Source organism: Pseudomonas sp. LD120 (genome assembly GCF_009861525.1).
In the GTDB taxonomy this organism is placed as follows: domain Bacteria; phylum Pseudomonadota; class Gammaproteobacteria; order Pseudomonadales; family Pseudomonadaceae; genus Aquipseudomonas.
The window spans coordinates 36,670-62,196 of sequence record NZ_WVHL01000004.1 but is presented as its reverse complement, the minus strand read 5'-3'; the positions used below and the strand labels follow the sequence as shown (position 1 = coordinate 62,196).

Below are 25,527 nucleotides of genomic sequence, written 5' to 3'. Positions count from 1 at the left end.
CTCTTATCTGAAAGGGTGACTGGTTTTCTCACTGCACTGAGTGATAATGCCGGAGCTGTTTTTTTCTTTATCGAGGGCCTCATCGCCTATGTGGTACGAAGGTTTACTTGGCTTGTCCGCCTGGCAACTGGTGGCAGTCACCCTACTGATGACCCACGTGACCATTGTCGCGGTCACGGTCTATCTGCACCGCTACTCCGCACACCGTTCCCTGGAACTCAACGCCGGCCTGAAACACTTCTTCCGCTTCTGGCTGTGGCTGACCACGGCGCAGAACACCCGCGAGTGGACTGCTATCCACCGCAAGCACCACGCCAAATGCGAGACCGTCGACGATCCCCACAGCCCGGTGATCAAGGGCTTGTCCACAGTGCTGCGCAAAGGCGCCGAGCTGTATCGCGAAGAGGCTAAAAACCCCGAGACCCTGCGCATCTACGGCAAGAACTGCCCGGAAGACTGGATCGAGCGCAACCTCTATAGCCGCTACAAACTCGGAGGCGTGGCGCTGATGGCCGTCATCGACCTGCTGCTGTTCGGCACCATCGGCATCACCATCTGGGCGGTGCAGATGATGTGGATTCCGCTGTGGGCTGCTGGCGTGATCAACGGCCTGGGCCATGCCGTGGGCTACCGCAACTTCGAATGTCGAGACGCCGCCACCAACCTGGTGCCGTGGGGCATCATCGTTGGCGGTGAAGAACTGCATAACAACCATCACACCTACCCCAACTCGGCCAAGCTCTCGGTGAAGAAGTGGGAGTTCGACCTGGGCTGGGCCTGGATCAAGGTCTTCAGCTTCCTGCGCCTGGCCAAGGTTCAGCGCGTGGCACCGATCGCCCACCGGGTCGAAGGCAAGGGGCACCTGGACATGGACACCGCCATGGCGATCCTCAACAACCGGTTCCAGATCATGGCTCAGTACCGCAAGCTGGTGATCGGCCCGCTGGTCAAGCAAGAGCTGGACAAGGTCGATCACTCGGTACGCCACCAGTTCCGTCGCGCCAAGCGCTTGCTGTCCCGGGAAACCAGCTTGCTGGAAGACCGTCACCACCTGCGCATCCAGAACATGCTGGAGCACAGCCAGGCCTTGAAGGTGATCTACGAAAAACGCCTGGCCCTGCAACAGATCTGGGTCAAGACCAGCGCCAATGGCCACGACATGCTGGCCGCGATCAAGGAATGGGTCCACGAAGCCGAAGCCAGCGGCATCCAGTCCCTGCGCGACTTTGCCGATCAGTTGAAAACCTACTCGCTGCGCCCTAACGCCGCCTGATCCAAGCGCCCTCATCACAGCCGGACTGTGACGAGGGCGCCGGCTCCTGCTCAGCGGCAACGCCATAGCTGTCACGGCGACAAACAGCCTTGCCACAAAACATTCCCGCCGCCGCCCTGCAGGCCCCGACGACCGTCCGGCGGGGGCTCAGCGTATCGCTTCCAACCCCGGGAACTAAGTGCTCGATCCCTTATCTCAAGCAACACTTCGCCACCCAGGCGGGTTTGGTTGTAGCCGCTGTAGAACACCGCGCGGCACGCCTTTTGAGATCAGTGCCGATGGTCAACAAGAACCCACACACGCCCTCCACGCTTCAACAGTGGCCCGAGGCCGCGCACACCCTGATGGCCCTGATGCACGCCCAAGGCGAAGTCGCACGCCTGACAGAACGTGAACAACTGTTCAATTCGCTGCTGGTCAGTGTCAACGCCTTACTCTGGGCCTTCGATTGGGACAATCGACAGGTGCTATACGTCAGTCCCGCGTACGAGCGAATCTTCGGTCGCCCCACCGGACTGCTGCTGGCGGACTACAACCAGTGGCGCGACAGCATCTACCCCGACGACCTGGCGTATGCCCAACGCACCCTGGCCCAGGTTCTGGAAAAAGGCGCCATGGAAGATCGCGAGTATCGCATCATCGATGCGACGGGCCAGGTGCGCTGGCTCAGCGACAAGTGCTTCATCAACCGCAATGCCGAGCCCGGGCAGCGACTGATCGTGGTCGGCATCGCCGAGGACATCACCGAAAAGAAACACCTGCAAACCGAACTGCAACGTCTGGCCACCGCTGACGTGCTGACTCAGAGCAGCAACCGCCGGCACTTTTTCGAATGCGCCAACCGCGAGTTCGAACAGGCAAGATTGCGGGGTTCGCCCCTGGCTTTCCTGTTACTGGACATCGATGACTTCAAGGTGATCAACGATACCTACGGCCACCCCGAAGGCGACATCGTGCTGCAACGCATCGCCGAAACCGGACACGCCGTACTGCGTCGGGGGGATGTGTTCGGGCGCATCGGCGGCGAGAAGTTCGCCGCGGTGTTTCCCGGTTGCTCCGCCAACCTGGCACGCCAGGTGGCCGAACGCTTGCAGCGGGAGATCCAGCGTCAGGCCTTCAGTCACCACGGCCAGACCTTCAGCATCACCGTCAGCCAGGGCCTGACCGGCCGGTTGCCGGAGGACACCGACCTCGACAGCCTGTTCGCCCGCGCCGACGCGGCCCTGTACGAAGCCAAGCGCCAAGGCAAGAACCGCATCGTCAGCGGGTGACTGCCAGCCTGCTGGTTCTAACCTTTGCGCAACCGGGTCAACTCCGGCAGGCCGACTTTCAGCAGCCGTGCGCTCTTGCAGCGCGCAATTTCTTCCACCCCTTCATGCTCGCCCAAGCGCGCCAGTTGCGCCGCCAGGTTCATCACCAGCGCCTCGCGCGAATACACCCCACCGCCCAGTTGATAGATCGAGGCAATCAAGTCGCGCAGTTCCAGAGGCATGCGCCAGCGGGTGCGCAAGGCCGAACCGTAGGCCGCGCCAAAACGCTCCAGGGCATCGCCAATTGCCTCCTGATCATCCAGTTCACCGCCTTCCTGCTTCCACTCTTGCAGGCACCGCAGCAGCGCCAGATCGCCCAATCGGTGCAGAAGCCCCGCGCAGTAGCAGCGTTCATGGTCGAGGTCCAGCAGGCGGGCCAGGGTCCGGCCATATTGCGCAGTGTGCAGTGACAGCGCCCAGTACCGCTCGGCGTAATCGGTCAGCGCTTGATCACTGAGGCGCGCAGTGCGCTTGAGGGTCATGCCGAGGATCAGATTCATGCTTTGCCCGGCGCCCAACTGATACAGCGCCTGGGACAGGGTCTGCACGCCCGCGCCGTGGTGCTGGGCGGCACTGTTAGCGGCAGAAATAAGCACCGCGGTGACCTGCGGGTCAGTGCGCAGTTGCTCTTCCAACTGTTTGAGATCCAGGCCTTCGGGGGTAAGGCTGGCCTTGACCGCCGACTGCACGTCCGTCAGCAATGGTGCACCGTCGGCGATCTCGCGACGGTGTTCAAGAAAGCGCCACAGAGTCATGCCCGGCGCCAGCACCGGCATCTCGTACGAAACCTCCTGGTCAGCGCCCAACAGCAATCCTTGCAGGCGTTGGGTCAGCCCCTCCATGTTCAGGGGTTTGGTCAGGTAGGCGGTGGGCGCCAACGGCAGGGCCTCGCGCACGCTGGCACTGTCGCTGCGCACGCTGAGGAGGATAAAAGGCTGCATCGGATCACGCTTGCGCTGACGCACGGCCCGCAGCAACGACAGACCGTCGACGCCCGGCAACTCCCAGTCGGCAATGATCAGGTCATAGGGTTTGGCGCTCAGCAGGCCCTGGGCTGCCTGGCCGTCGGCACACAGATCAACGCGAGCGTCACAGCGCACGTTCAACAGCACTTGCTTGAGCAAATCACCGGACCAGGGATCGGCCTCGGCAATCAGCACGCGAGGTACAGCAGGCAAATCAACAGCGGTCATGCAGCACGCTCCCTAGACAATCCTTTGCACCTTAGTCAATGCACGGGCTTCCATACAGCGCAAATCCCCTATGGACCGCCTGGGGATGAAAAAAACCCGCCGAAGCGGGTTTTTTTGTCGATCAGGTCACAACACCATCCACTCAGAGCTCGGCGAAGCACTCTTCGATGATGGCCAGGCCTTTATCCAGTTGCTCGTCCGGCGAGGTCAGCGGCACCAGCACCCGCAGCACGTTGCCATAGGTGCCGCAGGACAGCAGGATCAGCCCCTTGTCGCGAGCCTTGGCCACGACCTGAGCCACAGCAGCGGCGTTCGGCTTGTGGCTGTCGCCGTTCTCGAACAGTTCCACCGCGATCATCGCGCCCAGGGCACGCACTTCGCCGATCACCGGGTACTTGGCCTGGATGGCCTTGAGGCCGTTCACCAGACGCTCGCCCACCGCCTTGCAGCGGTCCAGCAGGTGCTCTTCTTCGAACACTTCCATCACCGCCAGAGCAGCGGCACAGGCGATCGGGCTACCGGCGTAGGTGCCGCCCAGGCCGCCTGGAGCGATAGCGTCCATGTATTCGGCCTTGCCGCAGACACCGGCCAGCGGGAAGCCGCCAGCGATGGATTTGGCGAAGGTGGTCAGGTCAGCGGCAACGCCCATCTGTTCCATGGCGAAGAAGGTGCCGGTACGGCCAGCGCCGGTCTGCACTTCGTCGGCGATCAGCAGGATGCCGTGCTGGTCGCACAGGGCGCGCAGGCGCTTCATGAACTCTTTCGGCGCGACGTAGAAGCCGCCTTCGCCTTGCACCGGCTCGATGATGATCGCGGCGATATCACGCGGCTCGGCGTCGTTCTTGAAGATTCGCTCGATGCTGGCGATGGAGTCGTCGATGCTCACGCCGTGCAGTTCGTTAGGGTACAGGGCGCGGAAGATGCCGCCGGGCATCAGGCCCATGCCGGCCGAGTAAGGCACGACTTTGCCGGTCAGGCCCAGGGTCATCATGGTGCGGCCGTGGTAGGCGCCGGTGAAGGCGATCACGCCGGCGCGGCCAGTGGCGGCACGGGCGATCTTCACGGCGTTTTCCACGGCTTCGGAACCGGTGGTCACCAGCAGGGTTTTCTTGGCGAAGTCACCCGGAACCTTGGCGTTGATTTTCTCGCACAGCTCCACGTAAGGCTCGTAGGCCAGGACCTGGAAGCAGGTGTGGGTCAGCTTGTTCAGTTGCTCGGTCACCGCAGCGATGATTTTCGGGTGCACGTGACCGGTGTTCAGTACCGCGATACCGCCGGCGAAGTCGATGAACTCGCGGCCTTCAACGTCGGTGACGGTGGCGTTCTTCGCGCTGTCGGCGAAGATCGGGTGAATCTGGCCAACACCGCGTGGTACAGCGGCTTCACGGCGTTTCATCAGAGATGCGTTGGTCTTGCTCATAGTGTCCTCATTCGCCGCTGCAACAGCGGCGTGATTCAAGGGTTGCGGGGCGGGGAAGCGCCTGCGACAGCATGCGATGATCGACTGCCGGAGCGGTCCCGGGCCACCTTGAAAGTACGTGTTTTAAAACCGCGCCAGGGGACAGCGCTCTCGTGCCCCCGGCGCTTGAAACCGGATCAGATACCCAGGCAGAGGTATTTGATTTCCAGGTAATCCTCGATCCCGTACTTGGAACCTTCACGGCCCAGGCCCGACGCCTTGATGCCGCCGAACGGCGCCACTTCGTTGGAGATCAGGCCAGTGTTGACCCCAACCATGCCGTATTCCAGGGCCTCGGCGACGCGGAACACACGCCCCAGGTCGCGGGCATAGAAGTACGACGCCAGGCCGAACTCGGTGTCGTTGGACATGGCGATGACTTCGGCTTCGTCTTTGAAGCGGAACAGCGGCGCCAGCGGGCCGAAGGTTTCCTCCTTGGCCACGGCCGCGTCTTTCGGCACGTTGGTCAGGATGGTCGGTTCGAAGAAGTTGCCTTCCATCGACTTGCCGCCGGCCAGCAGGGTCGCGCCTTTTTTCAGGGCATCGGCGATGTGTTCCTGGACCTTGGCCACGGCTTTTTCATCGATCAGCGGGCCGGTGGTGGTGCCTTCTTCCAGACCGTTGCCGATCTTCAGCTTGGCCACCGCCGCCTTCAATTTCTCGGCGAAGGCGTCGTACACCGAATCCTGGATGTACAGGCGGTTGGCGCAGACGCAGGTCTGACCGTTGTTGCGGTACTTGGAGATGATCGCGCCTTCGACGGCCTTATCCAGGTCAGCGTCGTCGAACACGATGAACGGTGCGTTGCCGCCCAGCTCCAGGGAGACTTTCTTGATGTCCTTGGCGCATTCGGCCATCAATTGGCGACCGATTTCGGTGGAGCCGGTGAACGACAGCTTGCGCACGATCGGGTTGCTGGTCAGCTCGCCGCCGATGTCGCCGGCGCTGCCGGTGACCACGCTGAGCACGCCTTTGGGAATCCCGGCGCGGTGCGCCAGCTCCACCAGGGCCAGGGCCGAGAACGGGGTTTGCGAAGCGGGCTTGATGACCATGGTGCAACCGGCGGCCAGGGCCGGGCCGGCTTTACGGGTGATCATCGCCGCCGGGAAGTTCCACGGGGTGATGGCCGCGGTCACGCCGATCGGCTGCTTGATCACGATCAGGCGCTTGTCCGGCTGGTGGCCAGGGATCACGTCACCGTAGATGCGCTTGGCTTCTTCGGCGAACCATTCGATGAAGGAAGCGGCGTAGGCAATTTCGCCCTTGGCTTCGGCCAGCGGCTTGCCCTGCTCCAGGGTCATCAGGCGACCCAGGTCGTCCTGGTTTTCGATCAGCAGTTCATACCAGCGGCGCAGCTTGGTGGCGCGCTCCTTGGCGGTCAGGGCGCGCCAGGCCGGCAGGGCCTGGTCGGCGGCTTCGATGGCCCGGCGGGTTTCGGCGGCGCCCATCTTGGGTACGGTGCCGAGGATTTCACCGGTCGCGGGGTTGTTGACCTTGATCGTCTGGCCGTTGTCCGCGTCGACCCAAGCTCCATCGATGAAGGCTTGTTGGCGGAACAACTGGGCGTCTTTGAGCTGCATGTCGGCTTCCTTAACAGCACCGCGCATACGCGGGGCGAATTGTGATTGTAAAAAAGGCGCCCTGTCAGGCATGGACCGCGCTGGCGCGTCCGAAAGCCGGGACAAAGCTGCCGTCAGGAAAATCGTTCACTGGGTCACAGCACGAAAATGTCGCACACAAGGATAGACGTGTGCTTGGGCACCCAGGCAAGAGCGTTTGAAATCTCAAACGAATCCTAGGGTCAACAGGGGTAAAGGACAATAGGCTGTTCGAAAAAAAGAACGTAAAGGCGCCTAGCGGTAAAAAATCCGCTTCAACCTCCCAGGCCACCAGGCAAAAGACAACGCCCCCGCGGCCTGCAGACCGCGGGGGCGTTGGCATGACGCCTGAAGACGGGTCAGTTGCTGAACGACTTGAGCACCGTCAGCAGGCTGGTGAGGTTGTCGGCCACACCGCCCTGGGCGACCTTCTCGGTGGCCGACGCACCGGCGGTGGTGTCGACGCTGTAGATCTGCATGACGCCCTGGTTGGTCGCAGCCTGGGCCAGGGTGTTTTGCTGTTGCTGCGCCGACACCGAGTTCTGGAACAGGATGGCCACGGACTGGCCCATGGATTGGTAGACGGTGCCCATCGCCATGGCCGGCGCTTCGGCAACCACCTTGACGTTGGTCTGGGTGACGGCATCGGTGATTTGCGGACTGACTGTGCTCATAAAAACTCCATTTTCTCAGCAGGAAAAACTCAAAGTGGTGATCACGCCTTCACGGACTTAGCTCTGGAACGACTTGAGCACTGTCAGCAGGCTGGTGAGGTTGTCGGACACCCCGCCCTGAGCAACCTTCTCGGTCGCGGCGGCGCCGGCGGTGGTATCGACGCTGTAGATCTGCATCACGCCCTGGTTGGTGGCGGCCTGGGCCAGGGTGTTTTGTTGCTGCTGCGCCGAGACCGAGTTCTGGAACAGGATCGCGGTGGCCTGGGCCATGGATTGGTAGATGGTGCCCATCGCCATGGCCGGCGCTTCAGCGACGACTTTGACGTTGGTCTGGGTGACGGCATCGGTGATTTGTTCGTTTACAAGTGGCATGGCTCAACTTCCTTTGTTAGTACACGGAGCATTCCGTGTCATTGAGTGAACGTGGCAGCCGTTTTGCTGTGAACCGCGAAGCCTGGAACCGTCTGTTTTTTTCAGGGGGGACTCATTGCCCGGCAGCAACGAGCACCTGCTTGAGGGTGTCCTCGACTTTCTGCGACAACTCGGCCATGCGTGTCTCGACGGCGGCTTTCACTTCCTGCTGAACCAGGGCGCTGATCATTGCCTTTAGGGCTGGATCGTCGCCAGGGGCTAGGGCGGGAGTGGGTGCCGCGGCGCCAGCCTGGTCCGGGCTCGGCGCCGTTGCCGATTGTGCGGCACCAGTCGGGGCTGGAGTGACGGCGGCCTGAGCCTCGGCCGCCGCCAGCAACTGACGCAGCGCTCGCTCGCGGGCCTGGGGATCGGCCTTGCCGACGCCGGCACCGGACAACTGCTCGATGATCTGCCGTGTGCGCTGCTCATCAGCCTGCATCAGCTCCGTGGCCCGCTGCCGCGCCTGATCAACGCTCTGTTGCGCGGACCTGGACATATCCAGCGGCTGGTCCTGGACAAACGCCTCCAGCACCTGGCGTTCGACAACCGTCAACGGACGCTTCAAATAGGTTTCGGCAAAACTGAGGATGGTCGCTACCGCCTGGGGGTCTTCATTCGCCATTTCAGGCTCCTTATTGATGAATGGCGTTGAAGGGCTGGGCACCGGGTCCATCGAACTTCAACGCCTGGGGTAAACAGAGCGACCGCGCGAGCGCAGGCCCCCTCAAGCACAACAACCAAGGGCGCCTGGCACACCCGAGGGGACTGTTCAGGAAGACGAAGGCCGATTGGCCAGGGTGGCGCTGTACTTGGCGATACTGGCGTCAATTTTGTCGATGGCCACACTCGCTGCTTCGGCTTCCATGGCGCCCGCCGCAGCGGCCACCGCGGCCGCCGCACCCACCATCAGGTCCGTGGCCAGGACGCCGAGCGCATCTTCGGCGGCGCCTTTGACGTTCTCTTTGACGATGTTCTCGGTCATCTGCTTGAGCAGTACCGCCTGGGCCGCCAGGGCCAGCTTGCTGACCCCATCGAAATACCCTGCCGCCGACTGCGCCACCAGACCCGCGGCCTGGCTGATCATCATGTCCGGCGCCGCGGCGATCTGCGCCGGGGCATAGCTGAAAGTCTGGGCATTGGTGAACTGCACCGCCTGGACGATCTGACTGTTCAGGGCATCGGTACTGTCGGTGCTGGGGCTGCCAGCCTGCTTGAGCAACTGCGCGTTCATCGCCTCCATCACCGAAGGCTGCGCTGCAGCGGCGGACGGCGGTGAAGGCGCAGGGTCGGCCGCCGCATCGGTGCCGGCCGCCGCAGGCTCGCTGGGTGCCGCCTGAGGCTCGGCCGCTGCCGCCCCCAGGCCGGCGCCAGCCGCCACGCTCGCACGTTCATCGACCGCATCTGCGGGTGGGGTTTTCTTCTTGAACCACGCCATGACGATTCTCCCGGGCTGTCAGCCCTACTCGCCGATCGCCATGATCAACGCCACGGCCTTGGACACCACCGCGTTGGAGATCTGATTCAGCGCCTGCTGGCTGTTGACCGCGTTCTGCAACGACAGGCCCGCCGAGTGGCTGGCCACCTGATACAACGAGGCGATGGCCTGGGCCGGGGCTTCGGCCACCACCTTGACGTTGGTCTGGGTCACGGCATCGGTGATCTGCGAGTTGACCATTGGATCGGGCATACATCTCTCCTTAGATGGAATGGCCCACCGCAGAAGGCGGCGGCACCGGCTACAGCGTCGAAAACAGGCTCACTGAACAAGAACGTCCCGGCGCACCCGCTGTGAATCCTGCCACGCCCTCAACGCAGGGCCTCGCGCAACAATTGCACGTGCTTGCGCGCCAGGGGCTGGTTCATTCCCAGCTCGGCGGCGATGCTCGGGTAGGGCAGATCGTCGACAAACTTCAGTTCAAACAAGCGGCGCTTTTTAAAGGGCAATTGCGCCACCCGCCGACTGAGCAGGGCCAGGGTTTCCAGCAGTTCCACCTGCTCCAGCACCGACATCTGCGGCGCCTCCAGCTGCTGCAGCGGGTCGTCCTCGAAATCGGCGAAATCCACGAACAGACGCTGCTCCCGCGCCCGCCGCCGACAGCTGTCGACAAACACATGATCCAGCACCAGAAACAGAAAACCCTGGGGATCGCGGATCCGCTCCGGCGAACGGCGAAAGAACAGCAGCGCCTTGATCGCCGTAGCCGCCAGCCACTCCTGGGCGCCATCGGCGTTGCCCCGCGCCAACTGCCGGGCGCGGCGCTGCAACCCGGGCAGCACCGCCTTCCAGCTGGCCTCGAACAGATGATCTGCCAAGGCTGTCGGCAGGCCCTCTTGCATCGAACAGTTCATCTCCCGCACCTCCCTGTGCCCCGTGACTGCACGGATATGGCTGCAGGTTGCGCTGGGCCGAACGGCCGATGCAGCGGGAAAAACTGCCACTACGGCCCGGGTTTCCGGGGATTGCGCCGGGCGGTGGAAAAGGGATGCAAGCCGGCGTGGACGCTTCGAGTCGACATAGGTATGATGTCGCCCGCACTGCATCCGTAGCTCAGCTGGATAGAGTACTGCCCTCCGAAGGCAGGGGTCGTGGGTTCGAATCCCGCCGGGTGCACCAGCTTCAACGAGAAAGCCCCAGGTCTGATGGCCTGGGGCTTTTTTGTTTCCGAAAGCCGGCGTTGCCGGCAGCAGCCTCACTCACTCCCTGATCCAGAACGACGGCTCGCGACTGGAGGCTGTCCCGGTGGAGCGCGACTTGCTACATTCCCAGCCCCCCCGGACAGGAGGTCCCGATGCTGCGCCATCCCCTGCACAATCAACCCTTCGAGCCAGACATTCGTGATTGGGTCAGCTGTTTCATGGGCTATGACATGCGCCCGGAGCGGGATGCCGAACTGAGCCGCTACAACCCCAACGATTCCCAGGACCGCGAATACCTGATCCGTCATTACGCATTGCGGCGCGACTACCCCCAGCAGAACTTCCGTCATCGGCAACGGCTGGTAGAGGTTCTGCAAGCCGCACTGGACGATCCGGACTATGACTTCGACAACATCTGGGAGCCTGCTGAAGATGACGACGAATACGCGCAATGGCCCAGCACTTGGCCGGCGGTGCTCGACGACAGCCGGGACTTCTTCCAGCGCCTGCTGATCGCGGCGCGGGCGCTGTGGCAGGAAGACCTGACCCGCGCCCGGCTACCCTCCCTACAGGAATGCAGGGCAATACCGGAGCGGGATCGGGGCACCCGCGACTGGCTGTTCAACATCGACAACACCGAAGCCTGGCGAGCGGTTTTCAATGAGGCGGCCACGCCCTATGACTTCAATACCCCGGGCCCGGTGGTTCAAGGCGAGCAACTGAGCCTGCAACTGCATGGCGATCTGGGACGGCTGTCGGTGCCTTCCACCTGGCCGGCGAGCCAGGCCCCAACCCACTGCCGCTTGCTGCTTCAGGTCCAGGGCATTAGCGAACTGGCGCTCAGCGGTACGCGCTTCGACGGGCGCATGCGTACCCAGCTCACCCGCCTCAACCCCGGTTATCACCTGCGCCTGGAAATCGGTTTTGACTGCGTGATCGAATGCGTGGCGCTGTCCGTGAACATCACCGACGTCGAAGGAATACGCGATGAAAAGCAACTTTGAAATAGCCCTGGAGCGTCAGGAAATACCCCAGTTCTTTCGCGGCCAGGGCCAGTACCTGACCCGGGACGGCGATTGGGACGAGCACCTGTACTGCATCAACTGGCCGGGGATCTTCGCTTACCTGCGGGACCACGCCGATGGCGCACAGCAACTGAGCAGCGCCTTCGAGCTTTACGTCTACAGCGTTGGGGAAACCATCGAGGATTGCTTCGGCCTGCGGGAAAACCTGTTCGGCTATTACTCGACCCGGACCCGCTGGGCGCCCGAGAGCGTCGATCTGCTGGGGCAATTACCGGAGCCCTGCCGGCGGCGTATCGTGCAGCGTTTGAGCGGGTATCGCTGGCAGGTGGAAAATCACGCCCGGCTGCTGCCGGAACGGGCCCGGCGCATGACCGCGGACGGTGCCTGCGCCGAGTTCATCGACCTGCCCGCCTTGCCCTACAGCTGAACCCGGCGGCCGCCGGAATTATTCATCCTCGTCGGCTTCGGCGTCCGGCTGCGCTGGCTCGGCTTCGTCCTGCGCCTCGGGGTCGTCGCCCTCTTCAGCCTCTTCCAGGCCGAAGTCCTTGCGACTTTCCTTGATGGCCTGACGGATATCCGCGCCCCTGATCGGGCAGTTCAACATTGCCGCTATACGGTCGATGCGGGGTGCCATGACCGGCCTCTCACTTTCTGGAAACTGGGCAGATAGTGCGCGCTTTCCCTGGCGACAGCCAACCCCCGCGCTTTATTGACGACGCAAGGCTTGCAGGCGCGCGTCCAGATCCTCCTGTGGATACTGTTCATGCAACTGGAGCAGTAGCTCGGCCGCCGCACGACTCTGGCCGTCTTCCCACAGGCGCAAGACCGCCTGAAGTTGCTCATCCAGCCGTTTGATCGTCCGGGGCTCGACCGGGGCCGACATGCGCTTGGCCATCTTGCTCGACTCGGCCCTGGGCTTGGCCAGCGCAGGAGGTGCTGCATCAGCGGACGCTTCCATCTCCGGCGCCGCGGCAACACTGCCGACAGGGGCCGCCGGAGCGATGGGCGAAGGGGCAGCGGGCTCAGGGACGCTCAAGGCCCCGGCCAGCTCGGCGGAACGTGGCGCCGCCTGGCGTGCCATGGGTGCAGCTGGGGCTGGAGCGGGCGCAGGGACAAAGGCCTGTTCTTGTGGATAGTGCTCCGGGGAAGGCCGCAGCAAGCCAATGACCAGCGCCACACCAAACAGGCTGGCAAAGGCCAGTTGATAGCGCGGCCGCTGGCAGGCGCGCATCCAACGCTGCCAAAGGCTCGGCTTGGGCGCCGGGGCTTCGCGGCGTGCGGTGGCCAGGATCAGGGCATCCAGATGGGCCGGTGGCTCCTCGGCACTGTGTTGGCGAATGTGCGCCAGCATCTGCTCTTCAGGGGAAGGGATCTGTCGGGCGTCAGTCATGTGCGTACCTCCTCGGCCAGGAGCCGACGCAATTTTTTCAGCGCATAACGGAAACGGCTTTTCACCGTTTCCAGCGGCGCCTGGGTCAGGCTGGCGATCTCCGGCAGTTCCAGGTCGCCGTGGGCCCGCAGCAGGAACACTTCGCGCTGGTCTTCGGGCAAGTCTTGCAAGGCGGCTTCGATACGCTGCTGGTCGCGGCACAGGCTCAGTTGCTGTTCGGGACCGGGAGCGTGGTCGGCTTCGCCGTGCAGTTGTTCGTCATAGCTGTCGTGCAGCGGGTTGTGCTGACCGTGCTTGCGCCAGTGATCGATCAGGCGGTTGCGAGCAATCTGATACAGCCAGGTACGAAAGCTGGCCCGGCCCTGGGGCTGGCTGGCGCTACGGATCAGGCTGAGCCAGGTGTCCTGGTAGACCTCTTGCGCCAGCTCGGCCTTGCCGCACAGGCCCAGCACAAAGCGATACAGGCCCTGGCGATGGCGCTGGTAGAGCCGCTCGAAGGCCGCAGGATCTCCGGCGCGATAACGCGCCAGCAGCGCTTCATCGCTGCTGGCGTCGGTGGACTTTGGGGGAGCAGACATGGGGCGGATGAACTCCTGTTCACTGCTCGTGAGGGGGCTATTCAAGGCGGCTCTGCAACAAGCTCATGCCAACGGGCTGAGCCTCGGCCTGGGGCGCATTCCCTGCCTGGGGTTGCGGCGCCTGAGTTTGCAGGCTTTGCGCCAGCTCCACCAGTTGTACGAACTCGCCGCGCAGTCCGTAAGGATCGTCGCCCTTGGCGCCCCGGGCCAGCTTGGCGGTGTCGGTCAGGCTGAAGTTACCGGTGTAGCGGCCGTCCTTGAGCTGCTGGGAGAACGCCGCCACCGCAGCAGCGAAGCGCAGGTCGGTGCTGGCCTCAGCCAGTTTAGCCCGCTGCTGCGCGCTGATCGGCCGTTCGATCAAGCGGCTACTGCCTCCTTGCGGCGCCTTGTAGCGCACCCGCAGCATCGCCAATTCGCCATTCTTGTCACTCTGCTGCGGCGCCTTGACCTGTGCATAACGCAGGGGCTCCAACCAGCCCTTCTCGCCTGCCGGGACGATTTCATACAAGGCGGTCACCGTATGCCCAGCGCCGATTTCCCCTGCGTCCACTTTGTCGTTGCTGAAGTCTTCACGCTTGAGGGCACGGTTCTCATAACCCAGCAGACGGTATTCGCTGACTTGGGCCGGGTTGAACTCCACTTGCAGCTTCACGTCCTTGGCCACCACCGCCAGGGTGGAACTGAGCTGGTCCACCAGTACCTTGCGCGCTTCGCGCAGGTTATCGATGTAGGCGTAGTTGCCGTCACCGGCATCGGCCAGTTGCTCCATCAGGTGCTCGTTGTAGTTATCCACACCGAACCCCAGGGTGGTCAGGGAGACACCGCTCTTGCGCTTCTCGACGGCCATGGCCTTGAGGCTGTCGAAGTCGCTGATGCCGACGTTGAAGTCACCGTCGGTGGCCAACAGGATGCGGTTGATGCCCTTGTGGATAAAACCCTGCTGGGCCATCTGATAGGCCAGCTGGATGCCCGAGGCGCCCGCCGTGGAACCACCGGCGCTGAGCTGGTCGATGGCGCTGCGAATCTTCGCCTTGTCGCGTCCGGATGTAGGCTCCAGCACCACTCGCGATTCGCCGGCGTAGACCACCAGCGACACCCGGTCCTGATCCCGCAGTTGATCCACCAGCAGCTTGAGGGTGCTTTTCACCAGGGGCAGGCCTTCGCGGCGGTCCATGGAGCCGGAGACGTCCACCAAAAACACCAGATTGGCCGGGGCCAACTCTGCCACCACGCGATCCGATGCCTTGATGCCGATGCGCAGCAAACGGGTGTGGGGGTTCCACGGCGAGGGCGCCAACTCGGTGGTCACGCCGAAGGGCGAGCCATCGCTGGGCAGGGCGTAATCGTAGGGGAAATAGTTGACCAGCTCTTCCAGGCGCACCGCGCCTTGCGGCGGCAGGCTGCCCTGGTTGAGCAAGCGGCGGACATTGGCATAAGCACCGGTATCGACGTCGGCGCTGAAGGTAGAGACCGGTGCTTGGGCAACGCTGTGGATCGGGTTGTCCGGCAACTTCTGGTACTGCTCACGGGCCTCGTCGCGGTAACCGGCCATGATCGAATCGCGGGCGGCGATGGGCGCCGGCATCGGTGCCGACAACCTCATGGGATGCGCCACGCGCTTGGTCATGGCGGCATCGGCGTGTTGCGCCTCGTACTGCGCTTCAGGCGCAGCCGGCAATGCTCCCTGGGTTGACGACCCGGCGGCGGATTCGGGCTTGGACGACACACCACAGCCGGCAACCGCCAGCAACAGACCGGCGGCGAAACCCTGGGCGACCGGACGAAGGAAATGCACGGGAAGGGACATGGGGGCTGACCTCGGGAAGAAATGATCCATTCCCCCCTTCAGACGAAGCCCCTGAGCGATTCGGGTTAAGCCCCAAAAAAAAATTCACTCAGCGCAGATAACGACGCACCACACTGCTGTTGCGCAACACGTGGCCGTTGATCTTCTCCAGCAACTGGGCCCGGGTCAGCCCGGCCGGCAAGGCATCCGGCGCCAGATCCAGGGCATAGATCTGAATGATGTAATGGTGCGCGCTGTCGCCCACGGGCGGGCACGGCCCCATGTAGACAGTGCCGTTACGGCTGTTGAGCCCGCCTACGCCTTCCAATGTCGACTTGGTGCCAGCTCCGGCGGGAATCTGCCGAGTGCTGGACTTGATGCCGTAATGCACCCAGTGATCCACACCCTGGCCCTTGGCGCCGTCCGGGTCGTGCATGACGATGGCGTAGCTCAAAGTACCGGCCGGGCCTGCAGTCCAGCTCAAGGCCGGAGAGTGGTTGTGTCCGCCACAACCCTTGGCATCACTGGCGTTGCTGGTCGTAAACAGCCGGTCATCCGAGACCCCTGGAATGTTCAGGGTAAAACGCTCCTGAGCCTGCGCAGGAAACTGCAGGCACAACAACACAGCACCAGCGGCCAGCCAAGTATTGCGGGAGGCAAAGCGAGACATACTAAAGCACCTTTTGCGGATGAGATCAGGGGCCGGAAGACTATAGCCTGCACGACAGAGCACGCCGTTCAGTGAACCACGCGGGGCTGATTGAGCTTGAGGACGGGGGTGGTTGTAAATAAATATTTCAGCTACCCGCAACGACCGCGAACATCTTCCACCGCCTGTCAGACACCGCAGCGCTCAACTCACCCGCTTCCTGGAATGACGCGCCAGGCCCTCAGCCTCGATGGGCCTGCATGTACTGACGCAGCAATTGGTTGATCCGCGTCTGATAACCCGCGCCCTGCCCCTTGAACCACTCCAGCACATCGGCGTCCAGGCGAATGGTCACGGCTTTCTTGCCCGGCAGATGCACCTCGGCGCGACGGAAAAAGTCGTCATCCAGTTCAGGGATATCCGTGGTGTCGATTCCTTGATCATCGGTTTTCGCCAGGCGCTCCCAATCCGTTTTCGATCCATCAGTTTTCGATCCGTTGGACATAATATTTAGCCTCCCGTTTAGTGGCTTTTCGCGCCGAGATGATGCGCACCGCCTGCCCCCGTCGCTCGGTATGGACCACCACGCCCACCAGGGTCCTGATCCAACCGAGGCTGATCCAGCGCTCCTCGCCGTAGTCCAGGCGCTCATCGCGCAAGGACAGCACCGGACGCTGGAACATCAGCACCGCATCGTTGAAATCGATGCCGTGCTTGAGCAGGTTGGCGTGGTTCTTGGCCTCGTCCCATTCAACGTACATGAGCAATTTCGTATTTACAAATGTACATACAGGCTAGCCGACCAGCAGTAAAAAACACCTGGGGAAAACACCTGGAAATACAGTCGAGGCGAGATAAGCGGGGTGTTGGAAGAGCCCTACAGCGTTCTAGGAAAAGACTCCGCCACGCTTGCCTTGCACCGCTGGAAGACGGCGGCTTATAGTCCGGCCGTCGTCCCTATGGCGACTCGGGTTTGGCGACCCGACATATAGAGAATGCAAACAACCTGCTTGCAGGTTTTTTTGCGCCCGCATGATTGCTCTATGGCGGTTGTGCGTGGGAGACCTTCGGGTCTGTCGGTTTTCTCTATTGCCGGCTCGCCAACCTGCGCACAACTGCCACCTATTGTTTGGCGACGGTAAGTGGACAGCCGCTCAACTAACGGAATAGAGAGAACTGATCATGAACCGCTACATGCCGATAACCGGCCACGACTGCCTGATTCCTTCCCTGCTGATCGACACCCAGGCGCCCATCGACGTGCTGCACGGCGCCGCAGCCTTTCGCATCCGCGCCGCGACCCAACTGCTGGAGAACTTCGCCGCCGAGCCCCTGCGCAGCGAGCCGGTGGTTTTGCAGGAACTGACCCTGGTGTGCAGCATCCTGCTGCGCGATGGCTGTGATCTGCTGGATGTGACATCACGGCGCCTGCAACCGCAGGCCGAACTCTAAACACCCCAGGGCGGCTTCCCGACCGCCCGCTTTTCATAAGGAAATGCCATGCATAAACCCCCAACAGAACTCCCCCAGCGCCAGATCCGCGCGCTCTACGACGCCGACACCATCCGCGTCTACCAAGCCTACTCCGACAGCATCGCCGACGCCGCCCTGGCCCACGGCACCTTCGTCTCCCCGCCCTTCAAGATGGAGCGCATGACCTGGATAAAGCCGTCTTTCCTGTGGATGATGTACCGCGCCGGCTGGGGCTACAAAGACGCCGGACAGGCCCGCATCCTGGCCATCGACATCAGCCGCGAAGGCTTCGAATGGGCCCTGGCCAACGGCTGCCTGAGCCATGCCGACGAGTCCATGAGCAAAGAAGAGTGGTTGAAGTTGAAAGATCAGTCGCCGGTGCGCATTCAGTGGGACCCGGAGCGCGACCTCTACCTGCGGCCCCAGGAACACCGCGCGATCCAGATCGGCCTGAGCAAGGAGGCCGTGCAGCTGTACGTGAACCAGTGGATCAAGCGCATCACCGATGTCACGCCCCTGGCCCACGAGATTCATCGACTCATTCAGCAAGGTGATTTGGACGGCGCTCACCGCCTGATTCCGCAAGAACAGGAATACCCCACCGCGAGTACAGATGAATCACCCTTGGCGCCAGCTCAACCATCTGCGACGCCTGCCCTACCTCCTCAGGACTGAGGCGCAAACACTGCATGACGACTACTCTCCAGACAGCAAAACGCCCGGGCTGTTGAACAGCGCCGGGCGTTGGGCTTCGCGGTCGGAGGACGCCAGAGACGCCCCCACTTAGGGCTTACTGCAAGGCGCCAGCGCCCCCCATCTTGCTCATGACAAAACCCACGAACTGTTCGACGGTCATTTTCTGGCCGTTGAAATTCACTTCGTTATTGGCGTAGTGCAGCGACGACACCACCGCATTGCCTTCCAACTTGGCCAACTGAGTGGCCAGGGCCATGGCGCTGAGCATTTCTGCGGTGGCGGCGCTTTGCTCGGCAATCTGCTTGGCATCGGTCTGGCCGTCAACCTGGGCCTGCAAGGCGGCGACGTCGGCCAGCATCGGCTTGGACAGCGACAGCTTGGCGTCCAGTTGGCTGATCAATTGCTTGCCCAGCTCAGCCGGCGGCAGTTCCAGGCTCTGTGGCTTGGCCAGGTCCAGGCTCAGGCTGAAACGGCTTTCACCACCAGCGGTCTTGAACGCCAGGCTTTCCAGGGCGATCTGTGGTTTGGCTTCCAGGATCTTGTTCACGGCTGCACGTACCTTGACCTGCTCAGCGTCGCTCATTTGCAGCTCTGGCGCCGGCTCGCCCTCGGCAGTCGCCTCGGTGGCCGCCTGCTGATACGGCTGCAGCACGGTCTGGTAGACCTGGACCAGATCGAGCATGCCCTGGCTGTCGAGGTTCTTCATGCTCCAGAGCATCTCGGCCGAACCCACGGGCTTGCCGTCGAAGGCAATTTCGCCCACTCGGTAATCCGCGCGGCCTGCCACAGTGCTACCGGTTTCTTCGCTGAAGGTCTTCTGTTCGAAGTTCTTCAGGGTCAGCACCGATTGCTTGTCACCGAAGGTGGCCTTGGTGCTGGTGAGCTCCAGGGTGTTCTGGCCCATGTAGTAGCCGAAGCTGCTCTTTTGCAGGTTGCTGGCCAGGGTCAAGCCGTTGATTTCCAGCGTGCCCGGGCCCTTGTCCGGCGAGCTGAGCGAAAGGCTCAGGCTGTCCATGTAGCCGTCGACCTTGGCTTTCTGGCGGTTGTCGCTGACGCTGAAGGTGGAGTTCAGACCGGAGAACTTCAGGTTGCTCTGCTCATCCAGGGCCAGTTCCATCGGCGCGAAATCCAGGGTGCCCTCGGCGGACAGGTCGTAGCCGACATTGACCACGCCCTTGAACGGTGCAACACCCTTGGTGGCTGCAAACCATTTATCGGTCTGCGAATTTTTCTCCAGTTCGTAATGGCTGGAAGCCATGACGGGCAGCCACTTGAGACGGATCAGACGCGAGAAAGGCAGCGGACCGTGTTCAATGTGATCGGCGATCATCAGTTCCATTTCACCGTGAAACACGTCGCCCTGACCCTTCAGGCGGTAGCGGGCATTGCTGCTGAACAGGCCCCGCTCCAGGGACACCAACTCCAGTGTGGCGGTGGCGTCGTAGCCGATCAGCGCCGCTTTCAGCTCCTTGTTGCTTTCAATCACCTGCTGCTGCAGAACCCCTTCCAGCTTGGTGCCGGTGTACCAGGCGCCGCCGGCACTGATGGCACCTACTGCGACGACGATTCCTAACAGTACGCCTGCTGATTTATTCATGTTTGACCCGATCAATATCCGTTATTTGAGGTGTGCTGGTCTTCCCTGAACCCATGACGGGTCGCGGCTCGACTCCGCGTAAAACCGGCGCAGATTACCACTGGCGGCCAGCCTGAGCCCAACAAAAGAGAAACAGCCGCCAGCCATAAGCGCCAAGCCGCAAGCTAGAGACGGCTTGTGGCTTGTGGCTTAGGAGTATTCGACTTCCAGGGCATCGAGCTGATGGTCGAAGCTCTTTAGGCGGGCGCCCCAGGTATAGACCAGCACTTCGAAGTCCCGATCGATCACCGCGCTGTTGCCCCGGGACTCGCCACGGGGATCGCAGAAATCCAGTTGATAACGCTCACGGGCCATGGCGGTGGCGACGTCCGAGAGTTCACGGGCATTGTTCAGCCAGTGGCGTCCGTCATCGGCCTGTTTGTCCAGGAGGATGCATTGCTTTTTCAGGGCTTCCAGGCTCTTTTCCAGCGGCGTGCCGGTCAGCTCGCCCATGACCTCGGCGAAGGTCCGCCCCGGCTGCCAGTAGCTGCCCCAGAAGTAACGATCAAACACGGTTTCAACCCGGCGCAGGGCCACTTTGGTGTCCCAGATGAGCACCAGGGTCTTGCTCTGTTCGAGCTGTCTTTTCTTGATTTTCTGGCCCTGGAAAGAAGCCCAGGCCACCACACCGATGGCCATCACCGCGATCAATGCGCTGGCGCTGTCGAGGAACACCATCGCCTTGTCGATTTCGTGGGCCAGCATGATGCCGTAGAAGTAGGTGGCAGACAGCAGCACCAGCGCACAGAGCGCACACCAGAAGCCCGGAGCATAAGGGTTTTTCATTATTGGAATCCCCATGACCATCACATGCTTTGAGCGCTGGAAAGCACCTTGCACACGACGTATTTCCAGCTGTTCAAAGCATAGCAACGGCCTCAGGGTTGCGCGGGTTGTGTCCCTTGCGTTCGTCCGTTTTCCCAACCACCGCCCAGGGCCAGGAACAGGTCGATCTGACTCATCGCCACCTGGGTGTTGGCCGCCGTCAGTTACGCACGCCTATCGGTGTAGGTGCGAGTGGCTTGCAGATCGGCGACAAAGGATGCGCGTCCGGCCAGGAAGAAGCGGTGGGACTGGTCAGCGCCGCGCGAAGGATGCCGAGGAAGATTTCCTCGGTGCGCGCCTCAGCCACATCCCAGACCGCCCAGGGGTTACCCACCTCCGGCAGGGCGATCAGCGACAGCGTATAGCCAGCCAGCATCAGCGCGTAATGGTTGGCGGTACGCGGGCGCATGAACAAGAACGACAAAGTCCCGGTCCACTGGGCAATGACCAGCACCAGCAGATAGGGGCTTTGCACTGCTGATGTTCATGTGAAGTGATTCGAGGGAGTTGAGCACAAGACTGTTCGCACATTGTTAGCCTGCTCACTATCAATGTGTCATTGGCGAGTATTTTTCAGTCAAATTTTGTAACAAATGCCAAACCCTAGCTGCCACGTCCCTTGCGCAACAACACATCCAACTGATCGACCACCTCCGCCCAATCGGCATCCTCGAGCAGTTCATCGCGCAGGAACTCAGACTGGCTCTTGCTCCAGAAGAACGCATCGGCCAAGTGCAGCTCCGGCTTCAAGGGCGAATGGGTGGCAATGAAGCGCTCAATGCTCTGCGGGTCATCCGCCAGCCCCAACTGTTTGAACAACGCCGGTAGGTTGTGGGTTGGTGAATCCATGGCTGGGCTCCTGATCAGTGAGGAGCGTTGCGGACCTTGAAGCGAGGCTCCCGCTGACGCTCGAGATGGGCATGCTCCAGGCGGCGGTGCAGGTTTTGGCCCTGATGGACCTTGGCATTGCGAACCCGGGGACAGGACTGTGACTCCTGGGTGCAAGTCTAGGTCGCGGATCGACGCTCGCCAGACAAACTTCCCAACGGTGCACTGCACGTTCAGGCGTGGCGTTGCCGCCACCGCTCCAGGCGTTCGTAAGGCCCCCGTGCCCAACACTGCACGTGTTCGACCAGCACCGCCGAGGCCGCCTGGCGCTTCTGCTCGGTGTCCGCAAGAAACACTTGGTCCGGTTGTTTGGCATGGCGCTGGGTACAGGCCAACGCGGCGCGACGCTGGGCCGCCGTCAGGGCAAAGAAGTCGCCCAAGCGCCGTTCCATGGCCTGTGGCAGCTCCTGGTAGTTCAGCAACTGACCACCGAAAGCCCGACTGTAATCGAGCCCGCGCTGCAGGAGCCGGCCAAGGCGCTGGGCGATAAAGCGTTCACGGTCAATGAAAATGCCGGTGTCCAGCACGCTGGGACCGATCATCCCCGGCACCATATGCATTCCAGGGCGGCGCAGATGGGAAACGGCGATGTCCAACGGGTCACGGTAGATGAACAGCCACGGCGTATCCGGGAAGCACTGACGTAGCCAGGGCAGCTCGCCGATGTTCCAGGCATCGAGCTTGATCACCAGCCGCGACTCCCCGCCACGGCGCGGCTGGCCATAGGCACTGACCAGCCCCTGGATCGCCTGCACCCGTTGTGGCCATGGCAACTCGGCCCGCAGCAGGGTGTCCAGCGGTGGTGGTTCCGAGAGAACAATATGGTCTTCAAGCTGCGCCAGCATCTGGCTGACCAAGGTCGAGCCACAACGCGAGGCATGAAAGATAAAGGCGCTGGGCGCCAACCCTGGACGCTGTCTTTGCCACTGCTGCAGAGCGGCCAGGGGCGTCTCGCGGCGCAGCGCTTGGTTGAACGGCAGGCGCAGCGCCTGATCCACGGCATCACGAAAGAAGGGCTGCAACAACGGTTGCTCGGCAAACCAGCACCAGTCCACGCGCCAGCCCTGCTGTGCCTGCCAAATGCGGATCGGCAGCCAGCCTTGCAGGTTCAAGGGCTCCATTGCTGCTGCCATTGGCGCCGCCCCCGGGTCATGGCCGCGCGTACCTGGTCCGGACCGAACACCAGGCCACGTTCGGCCGCCAGATTCACGCTCAGCGTGATAAAGGCCTGCACGTCGGTTTCGCCCTGCAACCGCCGACACAAGTGTGGATCGGCATCGACCCATTGGCGGAAGCGTTCAAACGCCGCGGCGGCCTGTCCGAGTCCCGGTGCCGGGGTGCTGGGCAAACCTTGGTGGATGGCCTGCTCAAGCCAGGGACTGGGGCGACAGTCGAGCACCAGGTGGATACGCTCGCGGGTGTCGCGGTTATCCACGCTGTGGGGCCGCGCCAAATCCAGGTACCAGCATTCTCCCGCCGCCATTGGCATGCGCTGGCCGTCCAGCATGAAATCCACTTCAGGCGGGCTCAGCAGCGCAATATGCAGGCGCAGGTCAGCCTGTGGCCCTTGCAGGTCATGGTCGCAATGCTGAAGGATCTGGCTGCCCGGCCCCAGGCGCAACAAACGTGCGCTGACGATATCCACTGGCAAGGGCTCCAGTGCCCGTTGCCAACGCGGGTCGTCCAGCCACGGCGCACGCTGCACCGCTGGCTCGTGGCCCGGGGCCAGCCCGACAGCATCGGCGGCGCTGATCAGGACCACGCCGCTCCAGTCACCGTGAAAATAATCCCGGTTGAAATGCGCCAGCCACAGGCGGCCATCAACATCCGCCAGAGCCTCGCGCAGCAGCCTCAGGTCCAGTTGAATCGCCAGCCGCGCATAGGCCGGACGACTCATGAGGCTGGCACCACCCGGCACTGACCGAGCCAATCGAGCAACTGTTCCAGGCAAACCGCCACCGATTGCCGGCCGGTGTCCAGCACCAGGGCGGCGGCCGGCGGCGGTTCATAAGGCGCCGATACCCCAGTAAAGCCTTGTAAGTCGCCCCGCCGGGCGCGGGCGTAGTGCCCCTTGGGGTCGCGCTGTTCGCACACCTCCAGCGCGGCGTTGCACCAGACTTCGTGATAATCCTCCCCCAGGCGTCGGGCGAACAACGCCCGCAGTTCGATCAAGGGGGCGATCAGCGCCAGAATCACCACCTGCCCCTGTCCCACCAGCAGGGCCGCCAGTTCACTGGTACGTCGAATGTTTTCCCAGCGATCGGCATCACTGAACCCCAGGTCGCTGTTCAGGCCGCCACGCAGGGCGTCACCGTCGAGCACCAGGCTCTGCACGCCCCGCTCGAACAAGTCGGCGTGCAGCGCCTGGGCCAGGGTCGACTTGCCCGCGGCCGGTAAACCGGTCAGCAGAATCGCCGCGCCGCGATGACCGTTGCGGCGCTCCCGTTGCCCACGACTGACGCTGGCGCAAGGCGCCAGCAAGTCATTGGACCTGGGCATGGGCCGCCGGCACCGAGATGTTGCCCGCCGACCAGGCCGCTTCCCGGCTGGCCAGGGCGCTGGCGATGCTCTGCACCTGGGTCGATTGCAGTTCATCAGGCAACGGATCAAGCCCGGCACTGGCGAAGATCTGTCCGTAGGCGTTGCGCAAATCCGCATAGGACAGGTCACGTCGCAGGTCGGCCTGCAGGGTGTTCAGTTCACCCTGAATCAGGTCCAACTCACCCAGCCCTGCCGCCTGATACCGGTTACGCAGTTGGCCGACGATCTGCTCATCGATCTGCGCCAGTTGCTGGTTGGTCTGGAACTGGCGCAGGGCATCACGGAAGTTGGCATTGGCCACATACAACTGTGCCAAGACCGCGATCGACATCGCCTGACGGCGAGCAGTGGCGACTTCTTCACCGGCCTTGGCCACATCGATGGCCGCTGGCGCGGAAATCACGTTGAACAGGTTCCAGGTGACCTTGACCCCGTAATCGGCCCACTTGTCGTTGACCAGGAAAGAGTTGCTGTCGTAGTGCCCGCCAGCGGAAAACTCCAGGCCCGGCAGCAGGCGGAGCATGGCCTTGCGGGTTTCGGCGCTGCTGATGCGAGTCTGGTAGTCCTGCTCGCGCAGCTCGGGACGACTGGTCAGGGCTTCCTGCTCCAGCCGACTCATGTCGACCTTGAGCTCGGGGATCGGGTAGTCGTCACCGGTGGCCAGGGTCAACTCGGTCCCCAATGGCAGGTTGATCAGGGTCGCCAACTCGGTCTTGGCCAGGGACAGCGCGCGACGCTGCTCCTCCAACTGCCGGGTGGCTTCGATCAGCGCACGCTGGTAACCCAGGGCCTGGATCGGGTCGCCAATACGCTGGTCGCTCATTGTCTGGCTGTTGCCCCGCGCCACGTCGACCCGCACCATCAGGCTGTCGATCTGCTTGAGCAGACGCTCCGCCGCTACCGCGCGCCAATAGGCCGAACGCACGTCCTGGACGATGGTGTTGATCACCTTGCGCCGCCGTTCCTGCACGATCAGGCGCTGATCACCTTGCTGCTTGGCACTGATGTAGCTGACGCCGAAGTCGAGGACGTTCCACACCATGGTCAGGTCGGCGACATTGCGGTCGCGGTCCTGGGAGGTGGACGGCTCCAGGGACTGGGTGCCGGTACGCACACTCTGGCTGCTGGAAGCACTGATGTTGTTGCGCCCGGCGTAGCCGGCCGACAGCGCCATGCGCGGCAGCATGTCGAAGCTGGCCAGGTCCAATTGTCGCTTGGCCAGGGCCTCTTCCATGATTTTCAAGCGCCCTTCGAGGTTGTACTTCACCGCGCGAGCCATGGCCTGGTGCAGGGTCAGTGGCCCGCTGAGGGGCTCCTGATCCTTGTACATATTGTGCAAATCGCTTTTGGCGCGTTGTTCACTGACACTTCGATCAATGGGCTGGCTGGTAACTGCACAACCACTGATCACCAGCGCCAGTAAACCGACGCTGAACAGTTTTTGACTTCTTCTCATCCTTGCCCCGCCCCTGTGTCCTGCTTTTT

General features: G+C 62.5%; 29 protein-coding genes, 1 tRNA gene and 2 pseudogenes. 7 read left to right on the top strand and 25 right to left on the bottom strand.

Annotation, left to right across the window (positions count from 1 at the left end):
• Positions 1-88 precede the first annotated feature (88 nt).
• A complete protein-coding gene (gene desA / locus PLD_RS13915) occupies positions 89-1,273 on the top strand; it encodes a delta-9 fatty acid desaturase DesA (RefSeq protein WP_159893616.1) in 1,185 nt (394 codons plus the stop codon).
• A gap of 278 nt (positions 1,274-1,551) precedes the next feature.
• The gene (locus PLD_RS13910) at positions 1,552-2,544 is read left to right on the top strand and encodes a sensor domain-containing diguanylate cyclase (RefSeq protein ID WP_159893614.1); all 993 of its coding nucleotides are present in this window, start codon (positions 1,552-1,554) and stop codon (positions 2,542-2,544) included.
• 17 nt (positions 2,545-2,561) lie between these two features.
• Here the strand turns inward: PLD_RS13910 and PLD_RS13905 are convergent, their stop codons facing one another.
• The 9 genes from PLD_RS13905 to PLD_RS13865 form a co-directional block, all read right to left on the bottom strand.
• On the bottom strand, positions 2,562-3,776 hold the full coding sequence (locus PLD_RS13905) for an HDOD domain-containing protein (protein ID WP_159893612.1): 1,215 nt from the start codon (positions 3,774-3,776) through the stop codon (positions 2,562-2,564).
• A gap of 142 nt (positions 3,777-3,918) precedes the next feature.
• On the bottom strand, positions 3,919-5,196 hold the full coding sequence (gene gabT / locus PLD_RS13900; RefSeq protein WP_159893610.1) for a 4-aminobutyrate--2-oxoglutarate transaminase: 1,278 nt from the start codon (positions 5,194-5,196) through the stop codon (positions 3,919-3,921).
• Between the two features lie 176 nt (positions 5,197-5,372).
• Positions 5,373-6,815 carry an NADP-dependent succinate-semialdehyde dehydrogenase gene (gabD, locus tag PLD_RS13895; protein ID WP_159893608.1) on the bottom strand — a complete coding sequence of 481 codons (1,443 nt, stop codon included), beginning with the start codon at positions 6,813-6,815 and terminating at the stop codon, positions 5,373-5,375.
• Positions 6,816-7,192: 377 nt separating this feature from the next.
• Positions 7,193-7,507, bottom strand: a complete 315-nt coding sequence (locus tag PLD_RS13890; protein WP_159893606.1) for a RebB family R body protein — start codon at positions 7,505-7,507, stop codon at positions 7,193-7,195.
• Positions 7,508-7,564: 57 nt separating this feature from the next.
• Positions 7,565-7,879 (bottom strand): RebB family R body protein, encoded by a 315-nt coding sequence (locus tag PLD_RS13885; protein ID WP_011058563.1) that lies wholly within the window; start codon positions 7,877-7,879, stop codon positions 7,565-7,567.
• Between the two features lie 112 nt (positions 7,880-7,991).
• Positions 7,992-8,540, bottom strand: a complete 549-nt coding sequence (locus tag PLD_RS13880; protein WP_159893604.1) for a hypothetical protein — start codon at positions 8,538-8,540, stop codon at positions 7,992-7,994.
• Positions 8,541-8,687: 147 nt separating this feature from the next.
• The gene (locus PLD_RS13875; protein WP_159893602.1) at positions 8,688-9,353 is read right to left on the bottom strand and encodes a hypothetical protein; all 666 of its coding nucleotides are present in this window, start codon (positions 9,351-9,353) and stop codon (positions 8,688-8,690) included.
• 24 nt (positions 9,354-9,377) lie between these two features.
• A complete protein-coding gene (locus PLD_RS13870; RefSeq protein WP_011058560.1) occupies positions 9,378-9,605 on the bottom strand; it encodes a RebB family R body protein in 228 nt (75 codons plus the stop codon).
• Positions 9,606-9,724: 119 nt separating this feature from the next.
• Entirely contained in the window at positions 9,725-10,267 is a 543-nt protein-coding gene (locus PLD_RS13865; RefSeq protein ID WP_159893600.1) for an RNA polymerase sigma factor, read from the bottom strand.
• A 188-nt stretch (positions 10,268-10,455) separates the two neighbouring features.
• Here PLD_RS13865 and PLD_RS13860 point away from each other — a divergent pair.
• From PLD_RS13860 to PLD_RS13850, 3 genes are all read left to right on the top strand, one after another.
• A tRNA-Arg gene (locus PLD_RS13860) sits at positions 10,456-10,532 on the top strand.
• 175 nt (positions 10,533-10,707) lie between these two features.
• Positions 10,708-11,559: a hypothetical protein gene (locus tag PLD_RS13855; RefSeq protein ID WP_159893598.1), complete on the top strand. Its 852-nt coding sequence runs from the start codon at positions 10,708-10,710 to the stop codon at positions 11,557-11,559.
• Positions 11,543-12,007: a hypothetical protein gene (locus PLD_RS13850; RefSeq protein WP_159893596.1), complete on the top strand. Its 465-nt coding sequence runs from the start codon at positions 11,543-11,545 to the stop codon at positions 12,005-12,007. The genes PLD_RS13855 and PLD_RS13850 overlap by 17 nt, the downstream gene beginning before the upstream one ends.
• 18 nt (positions 12,008-12,025) lie before the next feature.
• Here the strand turns inward: PLD_RS13850 and PLD_RS13845 are convergent, their stop codons facing one another.
• From PLD_RS13845 to PLD_RS13815, 7 genes are all read right to left on the bottom strand, one after another.
• Positions 12,026-12,214, bottom strand: a complete 189-nt coding sequence (locus PLD_RS13845) for a hypothetical protein (protein ID WP_159893594.1) — start codon at positions 12,212-12,214, stop codon at positions 12,026-12,028.
• 72 nt (positions 12,215-12,286) lie between these two features.
• Complete coding sequence (locus tag PLD_RS13840; RefSeq protein ID WP_159893592.1) at positions 12,287-12,970, bottom strand: hypothetical protein; 684 nt, start codon at positions 12,968-12,970, stop codon at positions 12,287-12,289.
• Positions 12,967-13,548 (bottom strand): RNA polymerase sigma factor, encoded by a 582-nt coding sequence (locus tag PLD_RS13835; RefSeq protein WP_159893590.1) that lies wholly within the window; start codon positions 13,546-13,548, stop codon positions 12,967-12,969. The genes PLD_RS13840 and PLD_RS13835 overlap by 4 nt, the downstream gene beginning before the upstream one ends.
• A 37-nt stretch (positions 13,549-13,585) precedes the next feature.
• Positions 13,586-15,355 (bottom strand): VWA domain-containing protein, encoded by a 1,770-nt coding sequence (locus tag PLD_RS13830; RefSeq protein ID WP_159893588.1) that lies wholly within the window; start codon positions 15,353-15,355, stop codon positions 13,586-13,588.
• Positions 15,356-15,443: 88 nt separating this feature from the next.
• Entirely contained in the window at positions 15,444-16,004 is a 561-nt protein-coding gene (locus tag PLD_RS13825) for a YbhB/YbcL family Raf kinase inhibitor-like protein (protein WP_159893586.1), read from the bottom strand.
• Between the two features lie 220 nt (positions 16,005-16,224).
• Entirely contained in the window at positions 16,225-16,488 is a 264-nt protein-coding gene (locus PLD_RS13820; protein WP_159893584.1) for a BrnA antitoxin family protein, read from the bottom strand.
• Positions 16,466-16,744 carry a BrnT family toxin gene (locus PLD_RS13815; RefSeq protein ID WP_159893582.1) on the bottom strand — a complete coding sequence of 93 codons (279 nt, stop codon included), beginning with the start codon at positions 16,742-16,744 and terminating at the stop codon, positions 16,466-16,468. Before PLD_RS13815 ends, PLD_RS13820 begins: the two co-directional genes overlap by 23 nt.
• A gap of 421 nt (positions 16,745-17,165) precedes the next feature.
• On the opposite strand from PLD_RS13815, the gene PLD_RS13810 reads away from it, so the two are divergent.
• Both PLD_RS13810 and PLD_RS13805 read left to right on the top strand, forming a co-directional pair.
• Entirely contained in the window at positions 17,166-17,435 is a 270-nt protein-coding gene (locus PLD_RS13810) for a hypothetical protein (RefSeq protein WP_159893580.1), read from the top strand.
• A 48-nt stretch (positions 17,436-17,483) separates the two neighbouring features.
• Positions 17,484-18,131: a DUF4291 domain-containing protein gene (locus tag PLD_RS13805; protein WP_159893578.1), complete on the top strand. Its 648-nt coding sequence runs from the start codon at positions 17,484-17,486 to the stop codon at positions 18,129-18,131.
• Between the two features lie 115 nt (positions 18,132-18,246).
• Here PLD_RS13805 and PLD_RS13800 read toward each other — a convergent pair whose 3' ends face one another.
• The 9 genes and pseudogenes from PLD_RS13800 to PLD_RS13760 form a co-directional block, all read right to left on the bottom strand.
• A complete protein-coding gene (locus PLD_RS13800; protein WP_159893576.1) occupies positions 18,247-19,749 on the bottom strand; it encodes a YdgA family protein in 1,503 nt (500 codons plus the stop codon).
• 189 nt (positions 19,750-19,938) lie between these two features.
• Positions 19,939-20,574, bottom strand: coding sequence for an NADH:ubiquinone oxidoreductase subunit N (locus PLD_RS13795; protein ID WP_159893574.1), 636 nt, complete (start codon positions 20,572-20,574; stop codon positions 19,939-19,941).
• Positions 20,575-20,666: 92 nt separating this feature from the next.
• A pseudogene (locus PLD_RS13790) lies at positions 20,667-20,870 on the bottom strand (TolC family protein); the annotation flags it as partial.
• A pseudogene (locus PLD_RS13785) lies at positions 20,840-21,088 on the bottom strand (FUSC family protein); the annotation flags it as partial. The pseudogenes PLD_RS13785 and PLD_RS13790, both read right to left, overlap by 31 nt.
• Positions 21,089-21,216: 128 nt before the next feature.
• Positions 21,217-21,462, bottom strand: coding sequence for a DUF2789 domain-containing protein (locus tag PLD_RS13780; protein ID WP_159893572.1), 246 nt, complete (start codon positions 21,460-21,462; stop codon positions 21,217-21,219).
• 212 nt (positions 21,463-21,674) lie between these two features.
• Positions 21,675-22,622: a sulfotransferase family protein gene (locus PLD_RS13775; protein ID WP_159893738.1), complete on the bottom strand. Its 948-nt coding sequence runs from the start codon at positions 22,620-22,622 to the stop codon at positions 21,675-21,677.
• Positions 22,610-23,398, bottom strand: a complete 789-nt coding sequence (locus PLD_RS13770) for an aspartyl/asparaginyl beta-hydroxylase domain-containing protein (RefSeq protein WP_159893570.1) — start codon at positions 23,396-23,398, stop codon at positions 22,610-22,612. The genes PLD_RS13775 and PLD_RS13770 overlap by 13 nt, the downstream gene beginning before the upstream one ends.
• Positions 23,395-24,000 (bottom strand): adenylyl-sulfate kinase, encoded by a 606-nt coding sequence (gene cysC / locus PLD_RS13765; RefSeq protein WP_159893568.1) that lies wholly within the window; start codon positions 23,998-24,000, stop codon positions 23,395-23,397. Before cysC ends, PLD_RS13770 begins: the two co-directional genes overlap by 4 nt.
• The gene (locus tag PLD_RS13760) at positions 23,984-25,498 is read right to left on the bottom strand and encodes a TolC family protein (RefSeq protein WP_159893566.1); all 1,515 of its coding nucleotides are present in this window, start codon (positions 25,496-25,498) and stop codon (positions 23,984-23,986) included. The genes cysC and PLD_RS13760 overlap by 17 nt, the downstream gene beginning before the upstream one ends.
• Between the last annotated feature and the right edge of the window lie 29 nt (positions 25,499-25,527).